The organism is Leadbettera azotonutricia ZAS-9 (assembly GCF_000214355.1).
GTDB lineage: Bacteria > Spirochaetota > Spirochaetia > Treponematales > Breznakiellaceae > Leadbettera > Leadbettera azotonutricia.
Window position 1 is genome coordinate 335,488 of sequence record NC_015577.1, and the last position, 16,560, is coordinate 352,047.

The following is a 16,560-nucleotide window of genomic DNA, read 5'->3' on the forward strand; positions in this document are numbered from 1 at the left end:
TTATATATAAAATATTGGTAATATTGTAAGCGAAGAAGGTAGAACCATGCTAAGCGCAACAGCAATCAGCTACGAATTGGACGATTCGGAAGCGGCCGCTCGTGAATTGGCGGCCTCTATCAAAGAAAAACTCTCCCTTAAAAAAAATTCCCTGGGCATATTGTTTTGCGACGCTGATTGCGACGGAGCTGCCCTGAGCGCCGAGCTTGAGAAACTGCTGGGGATCACTGTCGGCGGCATGACTACCCTGGCCGAACTTGAGAACTCGGGCTGCCTTGACGGGGCTTTGGTCCTCATTGTCCTGACTGCCGACGACTGTTTCTTTTCGCCTGCTGTCTCAACTTCGCTTATAGGCAACAATTATGAGGAGAAGATGGTAGCCGCCTATGAGGCTTCTGCCCATGGGGTAAGCGGTTTTGGGGAAAAACCCGCGTTTATCTTCGCTTTTTGCCCCTCGGGGATGTCCTTTTCGGGGGATAAATACCCTGATGTGCTTTCCAAGGCTGCCCCCAATGTCCCGATCATAGGGGGTGTAAGCTCCGACGACTATGATTACAAAAGGGCCAGGGTTTTCCTTTCGGGGAAGGCCTATTTGGACAGCCTGGTGCTGATAAGCGTTTGGGGCAGGGCAAAGCCTATCTTCTCCCTTCGCCATGTGACCTCCCGCTTTGCCGAGCGTATTCGGCGGGTGGTCAGGGCCGAGGGCAACAAGGTTTTTACCGTCGGGGACGAGACCTTTGTAAAGTACCTTGAAGGCTTTGGGCTTAAAACCAATGTTCCCGATATACTCCTGGCCTTCAATTCCTATCCCATGATGCTGACCAGGGAGGGGGGCGATGAGATTCCCCTGATGCGCCATATTTCGGCTCTCGATCCAAAAGATGGTTCGGGCACTTTCCTTGGCGATGTGCCTGCGGGCTCGCTTGCGAATATATGCCTGGTAAGCAAAAAAGATGTTATGGCTGCGTGCCGTGAATCCATGGAAGCCCTTCTTGAAGAAACCCAAAAGCAGGGCGATTATCAATACTCGACTATTTTTTGCATTTCCTGCTGCGGCAGGGCTATGATACTTGGCTCTGATTCTGATGCCGAAGGGCAGATACTTTCAGAGCTTTTGCCCAAAAACCTTAACCTTGCAGGGGCTTACTGCCTGGGCGAAATATGCCCTGCCAGGTATAAAGACGGGGAAGCGGCAAACCGCTTCCACAATTGTTCCATAACTTTTTGTGCCATATAAGGATACGGCGGTGAAACAAAATGCCTGAAAGCACAGAAAAAGAATTAAGCCAGCTTCAAAGGCAGCTTAAGAAACTTGAACGCGATTATCGTGCCCTTTCCATCATGCACGAGCAGACCGAGAGGCTCAGGGATGTCAATGAGGCAGCCAAGGAGCTTTCAAATTTCTACAATCAGCTTCTTCTCAAGAACACCTCCGGTATTACCTACATGGTAGACCGTGATATGCACTTTATATTGGGGAGCGAGAAAACAGTAGCACTTTTAGGTTACGGTGAAATGCGCGAGATGGCGGACATTCCTTTTGAGGTTCTTTTTGCCAATACTATGGAAGAAGGCTGGGTTGCGGAAACTGAAAAGCGCTGCCGGGAAGTTATGGAATCGGGCAATACCATCGAATACGAAGAAAAGGTGCGCCTAAAGGGCATTGGGGAAGCGGTCTATCAAACTGCCATTACACCTGCTGCGGAAAAAGACGGAGGATGCAGGGGCGCAGTGGTAGTGATGAACGATGTTACCGAGCTTTTCAAAGCCCGCGAAGCCGCCCTCAAGGCAAGCCAGGCAAAAGGCGCTTTTTTGGCGAACATGAGTCACGAGATGCGTACCCCCATGAATGCCATTATCGGCATGACTACCATTGCAAAAACCTCGGAAGGGCTGGAGCGCAAGGATTACTGCCTCCAAAAAATCGAAGAAGCGTCCACCCATCTTTTGGGGGTCATCAACGACATACTGGATATGTCAAAAATAGAAGCCAACAAGCTTGAACTTTCCTTTGTGAACTTCAATTTTGAACGCATGCTCCAAAAGACCGTGAATGTCATCAACTTCAAGGTGGAAGAGCGGAAGCAGGTTTTTACCGTTCATATCGGGGAGCATATACCCCGTTTCCTCCTGGGGGATGATCAGCGCCTGTCCCAGGTTATTGCCAACCTTCTTTCAAATGCAGTCAAATTCACGCCGGAGGGCGGGAATATCAGGCTTAAGGCCATTCTGGATCATGAGGAAGAGGGTGTTTATGTTGTACGCATTGAAGTGAGCGATTCCGGCATTGGCATCAGCAAAGAGCAGCAGGCAAAGCTTTTTAGCTCTTTCGAGCAGGCTGAAACAGGCACTTCCCGTAAATTCGGCGGCACGGGCCTGGGGCTTGCCATCTCCAAGCGCATTGTTGAAATGATGGGAGGCAGCATCTGGATAGAATCGGAACTCGGTCAGGGTTCTACCTTCGCTTTTACCATCAAGGCCGAGAGGGGCCACGATGAATACCCCAGCCTCCTTGCTTCGGGTACAAGCTTAAAGAATATGAGTGTCCTGGCCATAGACGATATGGGCGAGATACGCGATTATTTTGAAACCATCATGGGCCGTTTCGGCATTAAGTGCGATATTGCGGAATCCGGCGAGGAAGCGATAAAGCTGATAGAAGATCACGGTGCTTACGATCTTTATTTTGTGGATTGGAAAATGCCCGGCATGGACGGCATAGAAACTTCCCGGAAAATAAAATCCCTTACCACAGACAAATCAGTGGTGATTATGATCTCGGCAGGCGAATGGGACTATATCCGGGATGATGCCAAAAAAGCGGGGGTGGATAAATTCCTTCCCAAGCCCCTCTTCCCCTCAAGCATTGCAGACATTATCCGGGAATGTCTGGGCTCTCAAAATATTGCGGAAGCGAATGAAGAAGCCCAGGAAGAAAAGATGGACCGCTTCGACGGCTTCTCCATGCTCCTTGCAGAAGATGTGGAAATTAACCGTGAAATAGTCCTTGCCCTCCTTGAGCCCACTCGCCTGATTATTGATTGTGCCGAGAACGGCAGCCAGGCTGTGGAGATGTTCAGGGCTGCCCCGGACAAGTACAATATGATCTTCATGGATGTGCAGATGCCCGAGATGGACGGCTATGAGGCTACCCGCACAATCCGCAGCCTTGATGTGCCCAGGTCAAAGGAAATCCCCATAGTGGCAATGACAGCCAATGTGTTCAGGGAAGACGTGGAGAAATGCCTTGCCTCGGGTATGAACGATCATGTAGGGAAACCCCTGGACCTGGCGGAAGTAGTGGATAAGCTGCGAAAATATATGCCCAGGAAGACTTTTAAGAATTAACGCTTTTACTGTTGATTAATCCTTGCCCAAGTGCAATTCTGCGCAAAAAACCGCCTGAATGCCCTTTGCCCCCGTCCTCCTGCCCTCAAAGGCAAAGGCTTTTTCCGGCGAGGCAGGGTAATTTTCCCTTACAATGCCGGGCGCATCGGGAAGCGCAGGGAGAGGGGCCGACCAAAGCTCAACGGTTTCGCCGGGCAGCACTTCGCTCACATAATTTATGTCAAGCCGTATCTCGTCGGCAGCGTCCAGCATATCGGGATCGGCCATATCCTGAATCCATTGAATATACCGGGCGTTGTTTACATGGCCGTAGAAATCAATATCCGAATACGCGGCCTTGCGTTCTCCGGTTTTTGCAAGGCCCTCTTTCGGCTTAAGGTTCAAAGTCCCAGCAGGAAAGGCATCCACCCCTTCGTTTAAGGGGAGTTTTTCCATTATATCCCTGGCGCGCAAGGGGCGGCGTTTTTCTATATCCAGAATGAGCCAGTTCGCCCTGCCCCGGGCAATGGCTTTGCCGGAATTGTCGCGTATGGCATAATCCCTTAGGGCAAAAAGCATGTCCCAGCCCCTGGGCCAGCTCTCAACCGTAACGATTTCGCCAAATTTGGGCCGTTTTTCCATAAATACCGAAATCCGCGAAAGTATCCAGCCCTGTCCGATTTTGGCAAAGGCGTCAAAGCCCACCCCGAGCCTGTCCGCGTGGGCAATTGCCGCTTCCTGGAAATAGCCAAAGGCTGCCCCGAGGGTAAGCCTGTTGGATCGATCCACATCGCCGAAACGTATGGGAGTTGTTTCTTTTATTATATCCAGCATGGTTTTATAAATGCTATCATTGACAGAAGCAAAAGGCAATCCTAAAATATCCTTATGAAACTCGCCGCTCAACTGTATAATTGCCGGGATTACACAAAAACCCCGGCAGAAATAGAGGCTACCCTGCGCCGTGTCAAGGCAATAGGTTTTGACACAATCCAGATTTCAGGTTTTGGCCCCTGCGACCCTGGCCTGCTGGCCGGCTGGATCAGGGAAATTGGCCTCGAAGTTTGCGTAACCCACACCCCCTGGGCGAGGCTTGCGGATGCGTTGGAACTCAGAAAAGTGATAGAAGAGCACAAGAAGCTTGGCTGCAAGCTCGTCGGCTTGGGCAGCCGCCCCCATGATGCCTACCCCAATAGCCATGAAGGCTGGAGCCGCTTTATCAAGAAAGCCAATGAAATCACCGGACAGATTAAAGGCGAGGGCCTTGGCTTCAGCTACCATAACCACGACTTTGAATTTGAAAAATGGGCAGGCGTCACCGCCATCGATCGCCTCATCGCCGAATGCCCCGAAATGCTCTTTACCCTGGATGTATTCTGGGTTCAGGCCGGCGGCGGCAATCCGCTCAACTATATAAAAAAGCTTGAGGGCCGCATCAGGGTAATACATTTTAAAGATTACCGCATGGCAAAAGGCGTCCGCCAATTCGCGGAGATAGGGCTAGGCGTCCTGGATTGGGATGAAATAATCCCCCTCTGCAAAGAAACCGGCATAGAAACCGCAGCCATCGAGCAGGATGCCGACTGGCTGGACGACCCCTTCGAGAGCCTTGCGGTCAGCCGGGAATTCCTGCTGAGTAAAGCGCAATGATGCGAAATTAACAGTAATACACTTAACTAAATGTATTACTGTTATACTTATTCTACCTTAAACTTTGACACTTCTGCTACCAGGGTATCGATATGCTCTTTGTTGGCGATGCTTATCTCAGCCACCCGGCTAACCGATTCGTTTATTAAATCCGCGCCGACTGCCATTTCGCCCATGCCGTTGCTTATTTCCTGGGTGAGCATTTCGAGATTCTTGCTTTCATTGATAACATCTTTGCTGCCGTCAAGCATTTCAATTGATCCGCTTTTTACACGCTGGGTAATATCGTTGAGCTTGCCCACCGCTTCGAGGATCTGCTGGCTGCCTATGCCCTGTTCCTCCATGGCGTTGCGTATATTGGACTCCTGATCCGACACTGTGCGCACCCCGGTATCTATGGCCTCGAATTTGTCCAGCACCGTATTGGTGGATTTGGTGATCTTGTCGATGGAGCTTTTTATCTTTTTAAGCACATCGGAAATTATCTTGGACTGTTCGCTGGAGTTCACAGCCAGCTTGCGTATCTCGTCGGCTACAACAGCAAAGCCCTTGCCCGATTCGCCCGCATGGGCAGCCTCGATGGCGGCGTTCATGGAGAGGAGGTTGGTTTGGCTTGCAATGTTTTGCATCACCGAGTTAATTTCGAGGAGGCCTTCGGACTCGCTGGCAATCTCTTTGATGTCTTCCGATACTTCCTGGAGGCCGTGGCGGCCCACCTCGGAAGCAGCAGTGAGTTCACTGACGTTTTCGGCATTCCGCACCAGGGTGTTGGTAACACTCTGTATGTTGGCCAGCATCTCTTCGATGGCGGAGGAGGATTGGGACACGCTGACGGCCTGCTGTTCAACATTGGTGTTGAGTTTTTCTATATTCAGCGTAACCCGTTCCATGGTTTCGCCTTCCTGGGTTACCGACTGGGCCTGATGCATCACCTGGCTCTTAATGCTCTGGATATTGGCGGTGATCTCGTTGGTGGCAGAAGCGGTTTGCTCCATATTGGCCGCAAGTTCATTGCCAATATTGAAAAGGCTTACGGTTTGGCTCTTGATGACCACCACCAGGTTCTTGATCTTGTCCAGGGTCAGGTTGAAGTAGCCTGCAAGTTCGCCGATTTCATCCTTGTGCAATACATGTATTCGCTTGGTCAGATCCCCCTCGCCGGAAGAAATTTCCTGCAGTATTTCATCGATAGTACTAAGGCGGCTGAAGATCATGCGAAGGAAGAAGAACATCATAACAAGGCCTGCCGCCATGAATGCAACACCCATGATGACCTGGCGCACTGTTTCCGCTTTGATATCGTTCATAAGCTGCTCTGCCGCGAAGTCGCAGCCCACTATGCCCACAATGTTTCCGGAGGAATTCAGAACAGGAGCATAGATTGAAATGAGCCAGCCCCAATCTTCCTGATCCGCAGGCCGGCCATAGGTAATAGTCTTGGTCGTCCAGCAGCGGGCAAAAGCCTCATCGTAACCGGAAGTATCATCTGTATCCCCAAGAGAAGAAAAACCGTCGCCGCCTATTACATCGCTTCCGTCTATGACAAACTGATAAATGCTGCCGCTTACCGGCGCCATAGAGTAAAGATAGACGGCGCTGGAATTCTCCTTCAGGTTGTAAAGACGGAGCTGGGTATCAATGAAAAAATCGCTTTCGTCATCCTTCGATTTGAGCAGGGCCTCAAAAGCGTTCCCGTCAATTAAGTCTGCGGCTTTCTTTGTCATATTAATGCCCTGTTGGTTGAATATGTTGGTAGCCATATTGATTGACGACTGGAGCGAGAAATAGGAAGAAATAACGCAGAGAGCTACGATAAAGATGGAAAAAAACAGGACAAAGCGGAATTTGAGGGATTGGGTCAGTTTCATAAATGATTCCTTTATTTATAGGTCACTAATTGGGTGGCAGGATTCCTGGCTGATGCGGAACCGACCGCATCAACCCCGGCCGGCAAACGTCCAATTCTTACCAGCACTACCGCATTATGCCCCTGGGGGAGGGATAAATCGTTCTTTAGGTTTTTGTTGAGCCCATCAATAGGGCCCGTATAAATGCGGGAGCCAAGCCCAAGGGCCTGGGCGGCCAGGTAAATGCTCTCCGCAGCCAGGGCGCAGTCCAGAATTTGAACCCCATTGGTCTTGCCGTCCCCCTGGGCCGAAATAACGATGAGCACATTGCCGTCCGTAAGGTTCGGGACTATTTTGTTGGCCAGATCCTGGTTCTGCACCACCGTAAAATGCCAGGGCTGCCGGTTCGCCGCGCTGGGGGCCCTCACCGCAGCCTGGACGATAAGGTCAAGCTCGGCCCTGCTAACTGCCCCAGGGGCAAAGCTCCTTGCAGCAAAATGGCTCACCATAGGCTTTAAAGCCGGGCTGTTTGCATCCTGCGCGGAAAGCAGGGACAGGACAAACAGGGAAAGGCAACATATGAGAAAAAGCGTCTTTTTCATAATGAAGACTCCTTCATATTATAGAAGAATAATATAGATATTATAGCTTTATTACAAGAGTTCTTAAAAAAAGCCTATTTTTAAGGGTTCTGTATCAGATTTTTCATGAAATAAAAACAAATCGATTATATAAAAGTCAGAAAAGATTCAGCATGCACCATTGGCATATACCGATCCAATCCAGTTTAAAAATGCCACCCCAGCCTTTCCCGCCGCTTCCTGGTAAAGATTATCTTGAAATTATTTAATGGATTTTATACATTTACATATTTTATAGGGGGCAATCATGTTTTCAGGTCTCGATACTAATTTAGGCAATCTTTCTTTTTTATCAAACGCTCAAAGCCGTTCCATTAGCCCGGAGAATTTCAAGGGCGAAAAAGGCAAGGGTGCCATCTGCGATCTTGATAAGGGCTCAGCTCAAAAGGCAGCCAGGGAACTTGGCAAAGGCTGGAAGGTCAATCCATTTATCGTGATGAAGCCTCACGAGGTTTTTGAAATCGCCAATATCGAAGGTCCCGGCGCAATCAAGCACATTTGGCTCACCCCCACCGGAAAGTGGCGGAACACCATTATCCGGTTTTATTGGGACGGCCAGGCCCAGCCTTCAGTTGAGTGCCCTGTCGGCGACTTTTTCTGCGCAGGCTGGCAATGCTATAATCAGATTTCCTCCATAGCAGTCTGCGTAAATCCCGGAAGCGCCTTTAACTGCTACTGGACCATGTCTTTTAAAAAAAGCTGCCGCATCACCCTGGAAAATCGTGATGATGAAAATGCCACTATGTATTACCAGATCGACTATACTCTTACCCAGGTTCCCGAAGACAGCGCCTATTTTCACGCACAGTGGAGGCGTTCAAATCCTCTGCCTTACAAAGAAGTTTACACTATATTGGATGGTGTTAAAGGCAAGGGTCATTTTGTAGGAACGTACCTTGCCTGGGGGGTAAACAACAATAACTGGTGGGGCGAAGGGGAAATCAAATTCTATATGGACGGCGACAGCGAATACCCCACCATCTGCGGGACCGGTACCGAAGACTATTTCTGCGGCTCCTACGATTTTGAAGATCCCTACACCAGGGATCGGTATATTTCTTTTACCACGCCTTACACGGGCTTCCACGAGATTAAGCATGATGAACTTTACAAATGCCAAAAACGTTTCGGCATGTACCGCTGGCACATCACTGATCCTGTGAGGTTTGAAAAAGATCTTAAGGTGACGATTCAGGCTTTGGGCTGGCGCGAAGGCGGCCGGTATCTTCCTTTACAGGATGATATCGCTTCAACGGCTTTCTGGTATCAAACCCTGCCGGCAGCCCCGTTCCCGAAGCTGCCGGATAAGGATTATCTCGAAGTTATATAAGATCGCGATACTGACGACATTTATGGGTGTTTGAAGGTTACTAATAGGGTCTTAATCTCAAAGCCCCTGAAATTGAGCGGAAGATCCCTGCCTGCAAAGCGCAGCTTCTTCGGGTTGTCTTCCAGCATATCCACTGCTACGGCGGAGGCTATGTCCCTGGAGAAGTGAAGCGCCGTGCGGGCCCTTCCGCCCAGGCTTTCGTAAAGCCTGATTACAACGGTCTTCTTCTTGTCAATCTCGGGCAGCTTAACGCTCTCGGCAATGACGCCCTTGCCGTCAACAGTGAAAAATGAATATTCAGCCCCTGACTTTACCGGCGTCCCGGCTTTGTCGGAAACCTCAACCACCGCAGGATCGTTAAGTTCGTAGCCTTTGCGCACTATATTGGCATCCCCGAAGGAACCCGCAAAGGGCACGAGGGAGTAGGTGAAACGCTGTTCGCCTATGTCGGCTTCGGTGTCGGGGGCGGTGGGCGAGCGGAGCAATGTAAGGCGCATGCTGCCGCCTGATACATCGTGGCCGTACTTGGAATCGTTAAGCAGGGCAAGGCCGCCGCCTTCTTCTTCCATGGAGATCCACTTGTGGGCGCAAATCTCAAACTTGGCCCTGTCGTGGGGGAGGTTCTTGTGGGTGTTCCTGAGGAGGTGGCCGTACTGGACTTCGCAGCGCACCTGGGTGGCGTCCATGGCGGTGTTAAAGCCCACTTTAAGGAGCCGTCTCTTTTCCTTCCAGTCAACTTTGGTGACAAAGTCGATGCGGCGTTCGCCTGAGTAGAAGATCGTGTCCTGGGTGAGGGCCGAAGCTTCGCCAATGGCATATTTTCTGCGGAGTATGAAGCAGACCGGGCCATCGCTCACTTTCTCTGTTGAGAGGAGCCTTGTCTCTTCTTCAAGGTATTTGGTCCAGTCCGAATCGATGTCCCAGGCTTCCCACAGTATGGGCACATCCTGAGCGCTTACAAAGCCGTTGAAGTTTCCGCCCTGGGCTACGAGTTCACGTTTAGCTTTAATATCGAAGAGGCTTACGATTCTTCCCGCCTTGTCAAACTTGACGCGATAGAAGGGAGTCCTCAACGTTTTCTCCTGGTAATTAAAGGGGGAATCAAGTTTGAGGCCTTCTACCGCCGAAGCTTCTTTGGCAGCAAGGGCAGTAAAGTGAGCCCAGCCCAGGCTGGGCAATTTGGGGTTAAAGATCGCTGCTTCCTTGCCGTCAAGATCCTTATAGCGCTGGAGGGGATAAATACCCGTAGAAGGTTTCACCGCACCGCGCTTATTGGGAGAAGCAGCCACACCGCCCGAAGCCTTGAGGGCTGCGGCTTTTCCGAGAGCAGTTGCATCGAGCGTTACCGGATCAGCGCGTTCCCACGAAAGATCGTTGAATACTGCTGCGCCGCCGCCAAGTTTGGAGAGGATCTTCTTCCGTGCAGAAACCGCGAGGACTGCAAGTTCTTCTTCCATCTTTTTATAGGCCGCTTCGGCTTCGGCATATACACGGCCGATTGACGAACCGGGAATGATATCGTGGAACTGGTTGGTGAGAAGCACCTTCCAGTTTTTAAGCAACTCATTTTTGGGATACGGCGCAAGGCCTTCCTGGGAAACAATGGAATAAAGCCATTCAATGTTTCGCAGCGCAAATTCCAGTTTGCGGTTATAGCGCTTTGTCCTGGCCTGGGTAGTGTAAGTTCCCCGGTGGAGTTCCAGGTAGAGTTCGCCCCGCCACTCGGGCCATTCTTTTTCTTTGCCGAATATGGCGTCCAGAGCGTTACTAACTTTGCCCCAGGACGATTTTGGTGCGCCTTCGAGGTTGCTTAAGCGGCGGGCCATTTCGAGATCGCCCCGGGCAGTGCCGCCGCCGCCATCGCCTTCGCCTACGGAGTTAATGGCGCCCGACTGGATTTCCTTGTGCTGAATCTCTCCCCAAATTTCGGTAAGGGCTTTGGGACTAACCCTGCCGTTATAGCCCATTGCGCGTGAAGAGATATAATGGGTTTTTACCGCGCTGCCGTCTATGCCCCTCCAAATAAAGGTATCGTAGGGGAAGCGGGTAGTATCATTCCAGCCAATTTTGCTGGTAACAAAATATTTTATCCTGCAGCCTGCCAGAATCTGGGGCAGGGCCGCTGCATAACCGAACACATCGGGCAGCCAGAGTGTATCGCTTTCGTAGTTGAGCATTTCCTTATTGGCTGCCTTGCCTACGAGGAATTGGCGTATCAGGGATTCGCCGCCAGTGACATTGCAGTCCGCTTCGACCCACATGCCGCCGTTGGGCTCCCAGTTGCCTTTTTTGAAAGCGGCTTTAACCGCATTGAAAACATCGGGGTAATTGTTCTTTACTCCCTCAAGCTGGGCGGGCTGGGTCTGGATGAACACAAACTCGGGGTATTCCTCGGCAAAGCGGGCCATGTTCATATAGGTGCGGGCAGCCTTCCTCTCGGTTTCGCCAATGTGCCAAAGCCATGCGTGGTCAATGTGGGCATGGCCGATGAGGTGAATCTCGGGCGCGGTGGAACCATTTTTCGCTTTAAGGAGGGGTGCAATCAGCTTCCTGGCGTTGGCGGCCTCGCTGTCCAGTTCCTTTCCTGTGGAAGAATAATGGATGGTCATAAGGGCATCATAAAGGCCGCGCAGCACCCGCGCCTTGCGCAGCGAATTGTTGTCCAAACCCTGGGCTAGTTCCAGAAGGCATTTAACATCGTAGTAGAGGCCGTAAATAGGTTCGACCCTTTCCACGAGGGCGCCGCCCACAAAGGTGTTGGGGTAATCATCAATAGAGCGGCCCAGAGTGAGTATCACCTGCTGCCCCTGGAAGGGATGGCAACCTGGGTAGTAATGGCCTGAGTATGATTCAATGTGCAGGGTATGGTTCTTGCCATCGGCGCTCACCTTGATTTTTTTATGCACAGGATTAAAAGCGCCTACTGGCTTCCCGTCAATAAAGACCAGGGAGTCCGCATTGGGCACTACCCTGAGGTAGAGGGGGTAGGCATTTTTCGCCGGTGTTTTAAAGGTCGCGCGGAACCATGACAAGTGCCAGGGCTTGCCGTAAGGATAGGGGCTGGGAATTTTTTTCCAGCTTTCCTTGTCAGGGGGCGCCCTGAAGGACTTATCAGTTTCGAAAGTTTCAAAACTGAGGGGGGCAAGCTCGCGGTACCTGTTCTGTTTCAGGAAATGCAGGTACTGGGTGATCCGTTGTTCAACTTTGGGAATTAGCATAATAACCTCTATTTTAGCAGCGTTAGCTGCTGTTTTAATCGAATCGAAACTTTAACCTTTAACCGCCCCTATGGTAATGCCCTCCACAAAGAATTTCTGGAAGCAGAGGAATATCACAACCACGGGCAGGGCAACCATGGAAGAAGCCGCCATAAGCAGCTGATACTCCAAACCATGCTCTGAACGGAAAAGCTGGAGGCCTATGGAAATAGGATAAATATCTTCCTGATGCAGATAGATAAGGGGAGTGAGGAAGTCGTTCCATGAAGCTACCGCAGTGAAGATGGCGACTACCGCAATTACCGGCCGCATGATGGGCAGAATGAGCCTGACAAAGATCTGGAACTCGTTAGCCCCGTCTATGATGCCGGCATCGGAAATTTCTTTAGGGATTCCCATAAGGTACTGGCGCATCATGAATATCTGGGTAGCGGACCCTACATAGTAAGGCAGGGTCAAAGGCACATAGGTATTTATCAAATGGACTTTTGCAAAGATATCGAAAAGGGCGATCATGGTAACCGGGAAGGGAATAAACATGGTCGCAATTACCAAATAGAAAAGCACATCCCGCCCCTTCCAGTTTATACGGCTCAAGCCATAGGAAACCAGGGAATTTGAAACCATTGCCCCGATAACCGCAAAGGTTGCGATGACGAGGGTGTTAAACATGTAGCGGAAGAAAGGTATGTAGTTAATAGCCTGTACATAATTTTCAAAATGAAATTCTTTCGGGAAAAGAGTCGGAGGAATTGACAGTAATTCGCTTGGCGCTTTAACGGCGCTAATCAGCATCCAGTAAAAGGGAAGGATGAAGATTATGCACATAAACACCAATACTATACGGGGAAAGATCCGGGTAAAGAAATAGCGTACAGCATAAGCCATGGAGGAATATCTTTTTCTGCTCAATGTATTGGACATGATTTTTTCTCCTATTCCGACTCGTAATGAACCCAGCTGCGTCCCCACTTAAACACCCCTACTGCAAGGAGCACACTGCCGAGGAACAGGAACAAAGCCAATGCGGCAGCATAGCCCATACGGGAATACTGGAAGGCTGTTTTATAGATGTAGACAACATAGAACATCAGCGAGTTGGAAGGCCCAACAAGGCCATAGCCGCCTGACGCCATGAGGTAGGCTTGGGTAAAAGCCTGAAGACCGGCGCTCAAACCCCAAATGATATTGTAAAGAATAATCGGGGTAATCATGGGAATAGTAATCGTGAAGAAACGCCTGAAAACCCCGGCGCCGTCAATTTCCGCAGATTCATAGAGATCCCTAGGAATGGAACGGAGGGAGGCCAGGAATATTAAGGCAGCGTTCCCTGCCCCGTACTGGGCAAGGATGACTACCGATGGTTTCGTAAAGTGGCGATCCCCAATCCAGTCGATCTGGGGAAGATGGAGGGCTAAAAAGATGCGGCTCAATAATCCGTATGCAGGATTGGTGAAGAGGAGCCATACATACACCAATGCAAAAGCAGGCAATATGGAAGGGAGATAAAGTATAGCCCGGTAGACCGAGACTTCCTTGACCTTTTGGTTCATTGCCAGGGCAAGGCCAATTGCCACTACGATCCCCACAGGGACTGCAAAGGCAGTATAATAGAGGGTATTATACGCTGATTGGCGAACCATGGGATCGCTGACCAGCTCTTTAAAATTCGCCATGCCAATTGATACGGCTTTGCCGAAACCGGAATAGTCGGTGGTGCTCAAATAGAATGAATAAAAAATGGGATATATTTGCAGTGCGAGAAATCCGAAAATCCAGGGAGCGCAAAACAACAGCCCATTCCGCAAATTGCGTTTTTCCAGCCGGGACATAATACCTTCCTTATAAGAACAACATACCTCGAAGCGGTTTGCCTCGGGGTTGCTGATTCAAAAAAACAGGACGGCCTCCCGAAGGAAACCGTCCTAAATTACTTAAAATTACTGGAGGGGAAGGAACTTGTTGAGCTGGGCCTGGGTCTGGGTTTCTACTACCTGCAGAGCCTGCTGCGGGGTAGAAGTGTTGTCAACCACGGCTTGCTGGGCAGCGGTCAGCTGATCCCAATAGAAGGCGCCTACAGGGAGCACCGGTCGGCTGCGGGCGATGGGGAGTATGGCTTTGAAGAACTGATGCTCGGTAGTGAAGATGTCTTCGTTCAGCAGGGAAGCATAGGTCGGAAGATGGGTGGTTCCCTTGGTATAGATCCTCTGGCCATCGGCGCCGCAGGCCCATATCATGAATTTTACCGCAGCTTCGGTACGTTTGCTTCCGGTAGGAACTACCAGAGACCAGCCGCCAGCAAAGGAGGTTGGTTTGTCGCCGGCCTTGGGAATAGGCAGATAGGTGATGCCGTATTCCAGATTGGGGGCATATTCCCTGAACTGGCTGATCATCCAGTCGCCGTTAACCATAATGGCAACCTGACCGGTGATGAAGGGGTTGTTCTGGGGAGGATTGTTCGGGGGAGTATAGGTGGAGAGGAAGGTCCGGATCTTCTGGGGGCCTAAGTCTTTTGACCAGTCGTAGAGCATCTGATAGGCATCCACAACGCCCTTGTCCAGAGGGGTTACTTTCCCTGCGGGGATGTTGGCAAACTGGCCGTTGTATACAAAGCCCCAGATATAGTGCCAGCCCTGAAGTTCAGTGGCAAAGGGAACAAGCCCGACCTGGGTCAGGTTGCCCTGGGCGTCGGTCTTTACGAGCTTTTTGGAAATGTCCCAAAGGGTCTGGACTGTGACAGGACCCTTGGCAGGATCGAGGATCGCAGGATCAATCCCGGCCGCGCGGAGCAGGTCTTTGCGGTAGAAAATGGCGCGGACATCGGTATCCAGGGGGAGGCCATAGGTCTTGCCCTTGAACTGGGTCTCTTGCCACGCGAAATCAAGGTACTTGCTCTTGAGATTGGGATCGAGCTTGTTGATTGCAGGGGTGATGTCTTCGAGCATACCGGCTGCGGCGCGTTCAGCAATTGTGAACCTGTCGAGGAAGTATACATCGGGGGCAGTGCCGCCGCGGATGGAAGTGGCAAGCTTGGTGATTTCAGTCTCTGAACCAGGAACGCTGACGATCTCTACAGGTACTGCGGGGTTGGTGGCATTGTAGCCGGCAACTATGTCCCTGAGCACTTCGAGGTCATGGGCGGTGTGGGAAGTCCACATTACCACTTTTTCTGTTGCTGCTCCGCCGCCTGCTGCGGCACCCTGCTGGCTGCTGCCGTTCGCAAACAAAGCGCCCGCGCCGAGGATAAGCAATACGCTTACCAATGCAATGATACGTTTCATTAAAACCTCCTGAAGGTTTGTGGGGTCTGGGCCCCTTGAAAATTGATTTCCGGTTTCACCGGTTATGATTTAGAATACAACCAAATTATCAATTTGTCAAGCTTTTTTTTAATATCATTATATAATATGATATATCATTTAACCAGGGCTGTGGAATCCCCGATTATCAATTTTGCCTGGACCAGGTAATCCCCATTTAGAGAAGGGTCTTCCCCGGAAATGACCTTATGCAGTGTTTCAACCGCCAGCTTTCCAATGGCATATTCATCCTGCGAAAGATAGGTGATGGGCGGCGGCCCAACCAGCGAGAAAGGCGAGTCGAATGTGAGAATGGAAAAATCGTCCGGTATCCTGCGCCCCAGCTTTTCCGCAGCCGCTTTGACAAGGAGGGCCATGAAGTACTCGGCGGTAAAGGCCGCAGTGATTTCTGAATGGGCATCCAGATGCCTGCGGATTTGTTCTATGTCCGTCTGTATCCGCTCAGGGGCATAAAAGGGGTGGGTCCAGGTGCTGCTCAAATTTTGGTAAAAATGGGCGGGATCATGGCTCACCCCGAATTTGGCAAAGGCGTTTATGAAGCCCTGGCAGCGGTCTTCCACGGTCGAAGTATGCTTTATGGGGCCTGAATAAAAAGCAATGTTCCGGTGCCCCAGGCGGAAAAGGTATTCCACGCCCATTTCAGCGGCTTCCAGGTTGTCGGTAGTCACAGTGGGCGCCGCAAGGCCCTTCATCTTCCTGTCCACAAAAACCACCGCACGCTTTCCAAGAATAAGGTTGAGTATCTCCGAATTGTAATACTCCCCATGAATGGGCAGCATGAGAATCCCTGCAATTCCCGGGCCCGCAAGCGACCTGATTGCCTTTTCTTCTTCTCCGGCCAGGTCCCTGGTACGCTTAAAAATGAGATGATATCCAAGTTTTGCGCAGGTTTCTTCTATTCCATAGATGAGTTTTGTGCCAAAGGCATCGGAAAAATCGGGCATGATGAAGCCAATGACCGGGGCCAAGAGGGATTCCCGCCCGAGTTTTTGCTGAAACCCATCGCGTACAAAGGAACCCTTCCCAGGATAACGGGATATAATGCCTTGTTCAGCCAGAAGCTCCAAAGCCTTTTTGCTGGTTATGCGGCTTACGCTATAGGTTTGGCAAAGATCCTTTTCCGAAGGCAGCTGCGAACCCGGAAGAAGCCTGCCCGAGGTTATTTCCTCCAGCAAGTGGTTATAAATAAGCCTATAGCAAGGTTGGGCTCCCATAATATTGATATAT

The 16,560-nt window shown here is 50.7% G+C and carries 12 protein-coding genes; 4 read left to right on the plus strand and 8 right to left on the minus strand.

The features are described 5' to 3' along the window. Positions 1-46: 46 nt before the first annotated feature. Entirely contained in the window at positions 47-1,237 is a 1,191-nt protein-coding gene (locus tag TREAZ_RS01455; RefSeq protein WP_015710013.1) for an FIST signal transduction protein, read from the plus strand. 20 nt (positions 1,238-1,257) lie between these two features. Further along, positions 1,258-3,348, plus strand: coding sequence for a PAS domain-containing hybrid sensor histidine kinase/response regulator (locus tag TREAZ_RS01460; RefSeq protein ID WP_015710014.1), 2,091 nt, complete (start codon positions 1,258-1,260; stop codon positions 3,346-3,348). 15 nt (positions 3,349-3,363) lie between these two features. Here TREAZ_RS01460 and TREAZ_RS01465 read toward each other — a convergent pair whose 3' ends face one another. Further along, positions 3,364-4,161 carry an acyl-[acyl-carrier-protein] thioesterase gene (locus tag TREAZ_RS01465; RefSeq protein ID WP_245535076.1) on the minus strand — a complete coding sequence of 266 codons (798 nt, stop codon included), beginning with the start codon at positions 4,159-4,161 and terminating at the stop codon, positions 3,364-3,366. Positions 4,162-4,215: 54 nt separating this feature from the next. Between TREAZ_RS01465 and TREAZ_RS01470 the strand changes: the two genes are divergently transcribed. After that, positions 4,216-4,977, plus strand: a complete 762-nt coding sequence (locus TREAZ_RS01470; RefSeq protein ID WP_015710016.1) for a sugar phosphate isomerase/epimerase family protein — start codon at positions 4,216-4,218, stop codon at positions 4,975-4,977. Positions 4,978-5,024: 47 nt separating this feature from the next. Here the strand turns inward: TREAZ_RS01470 and TREAZ_RS01475 are convergent, their stop codons facing one another. After that, a complete protein-coding gene (locus TREAZ_RS01475; protein WP_015710017.1) occupies positions 5,025-6,845 on the minus strand; it encodes a methyl-accepting chemotaxis protein in 1,821 nt (606 codons plus the stop codon). Between the two features lie 11 nt (positions 6,846-6,856). Then, a complete protein-coding gene (locus TREAZ_RS01480) occupies positions 6,857-7,426 on the minus strand; it encodes a nitroreductase family protein (protein ID WP_015710018.1) in 570 nt (189 codons plus the stop codon). Positions 7,427-7,712: 286 nt separating this feature from the next. Between TREAZ_RS01480 and TREAZ_RS01485 the strand changes: the two genes are divergently transcribed. Beyond that, positions 7,713-8,795, plus strand: coding sequence for a glycoside hydrolase family 172 protein (locus TREAZ_RS01485; protein WP_015710019.1), 1,083 nt, complete (start codon positions 7,713-7,715; stop codon positions 8,793-8,795). 20 nt (positions 8,796-8,815) lie between these two features. On the opposite strand, the gene TREAZ_RS01490 is transcribed toward TREAZ_RS01485, so the two are convergent. From TREAZ_RS01490 to TREAZ_RS01510, 5 genes are all read right to left on the minus strand, one after another. After that, positions 8,816-12,013: an alpha-mannosidase gene (locus TREAZ_RS01490; protein WP_015710020.1), complete on the minus strand. Its 3,198-nt coding sequence runs from the start codon at positions 12,011-12,013 to the stop codon at positions 8,816-8,818. 51 nt (positions 12,014-12,064) lie between these two features. After that, on the minus strand, positions 12,065-12,937 hold the full coding sequence (locus TREAZ_RS01495) for a carbohydrate ABC transporter permease (RefSeq protein WP_015710021.1): 873 nt from the start codon (positions 12,935-12,937) through the stop codon (positions 12,065-12,067). 11 nt (positions 12,938-12,948) lie between these two features. After that, positions 12,949-13,845: a carbohydrate ABC transporter permease gene (locus tag TREAZ_RS01500; protein ID WP_015710022.1), complete on the minus strand. Its 897-nt coding sequence runs from the start codon at positions 13,843-13,845 to the stop codon at positions 12,949-12,951. 108 nt (positions 13,846-13,953) lie between these two features. Beyond that, complete coding sequence (locus TREAZ_RS01505) at positions 13,954-15,294, minus strand: ABC transporter substrate-binding protein (RefSeq protein ID WP_015710023.1); 1,341 nt, start codon at positions 15,292-15,294, stop codon at positions 13,954-13,956. 134 nt (positions 15,295-15,428) lie between these two features. Further along, positions 15,429-16,547 (minus strand): GntR family transcriptional regulator, encoded by a 1,119-nt coding sequence (locus TREAZ_RS01510; RefSeq protein WP_043922700.1) that lies wholly within the window; start codon positions 16,545-16,547, stop codon positions 15,429-15,431. Positions 16,548-16,560 lie beyond the last annotated feature (13 nt).

What these genes read in the sequence shown, in the direction of transcription:
- TREAZ_RS01455 (WP_015710013.1), top strand. Translation starts at nt 47, where the DNA reads ATGCTAAGCGCAACAGCAATCAGCTACGAATTGGACGATTCGGAAGCG.
- TREAZ_RS01460 (WP_015710014.1), top strand. Translation starts at nt 1,258, where the DNA reads ATGCCTGAAAGCACAGAAAAAGAATTAAGCCAGCTTCAAAGGCAGCTT.
- TREAZ_RS01465 (WP_245535076.1), bottom strand. Translation starts at nt 4,161, where the DNA reads ATGCTGGATATAATAAAAGAAACAACTCCCATACGTTTCGGCGATGTG.
- TREAZ_RS01470 (WP_015710016.1), top strand. Translation starts at nt 4,216, where the DNA reads ATGAAACTCGCCGCTCAACTGTATAATTGCCGGGATTACACAAAAACC.
- TREAZ_RS01475 (WP_015710017.1), bottom strand. Translation starts at nt 6,845, where the DNA reads ATGAAACTGACCCAATCCCTCAAATTCCGCTTTGTCCTGTTTTTTTCC.
- TREAZ_RS01480 (WP_015710018.1), bottom strand. Translation starts at nt 7,426, where the DNA reads ATGAAAAAGACGCTTTTTCTCATATGTTGCCTTTCCCTGTTTGTCCTG.
- TREAZ_RS01485 (WP_015710019.1), top strand. Translation starts at nt 7,713, where the DNA reads ATGTTTTCAGGTCTCGATACTAATTTAGGCAATCTTTCTTTTTTATCA.
- TREAZ_RS01490 (WP_015710020.1), bottom strand. Translation starts at nt 12,013, where the DNA reads ATGCTAATTCCCAAAGTTGAACAACGGATCACCCAGTACCTGCATTTC.
- TREAZ_RS01495 (WP_015710021.1), bottom strand. Translation starts at nt 12,937, where the DNA reads ATGTCCAATACATTGAGCAGAAAAAGATATTCCTCCATGGCTTATGCT.
- TREAZ_RS01500 (WP_015710022.1), bottom strand. Translation starts at nt 13,845, where the DNA reads ATGTCCCGGCTGGAAAAACGCAATTTGCGGAATGGGCTGTTGTTTTGC.
- TREAZ_RS01505 (WP_015710023.1), bottom strand. Translation starts at nt 15,294, where the DNA reads ATGAAACGTATCATTGCATTGGTAAGCGTATTGCTTATCCTCGGCGCG.
- TREAZ_RS01510 (WP_043922700.1), bottom strand. Translation starts at nt 16,547, where the DNA reads ATGGGAGCCCAACCTTGCTATAGGCTTATTTATAACCACTTGCTGGAG.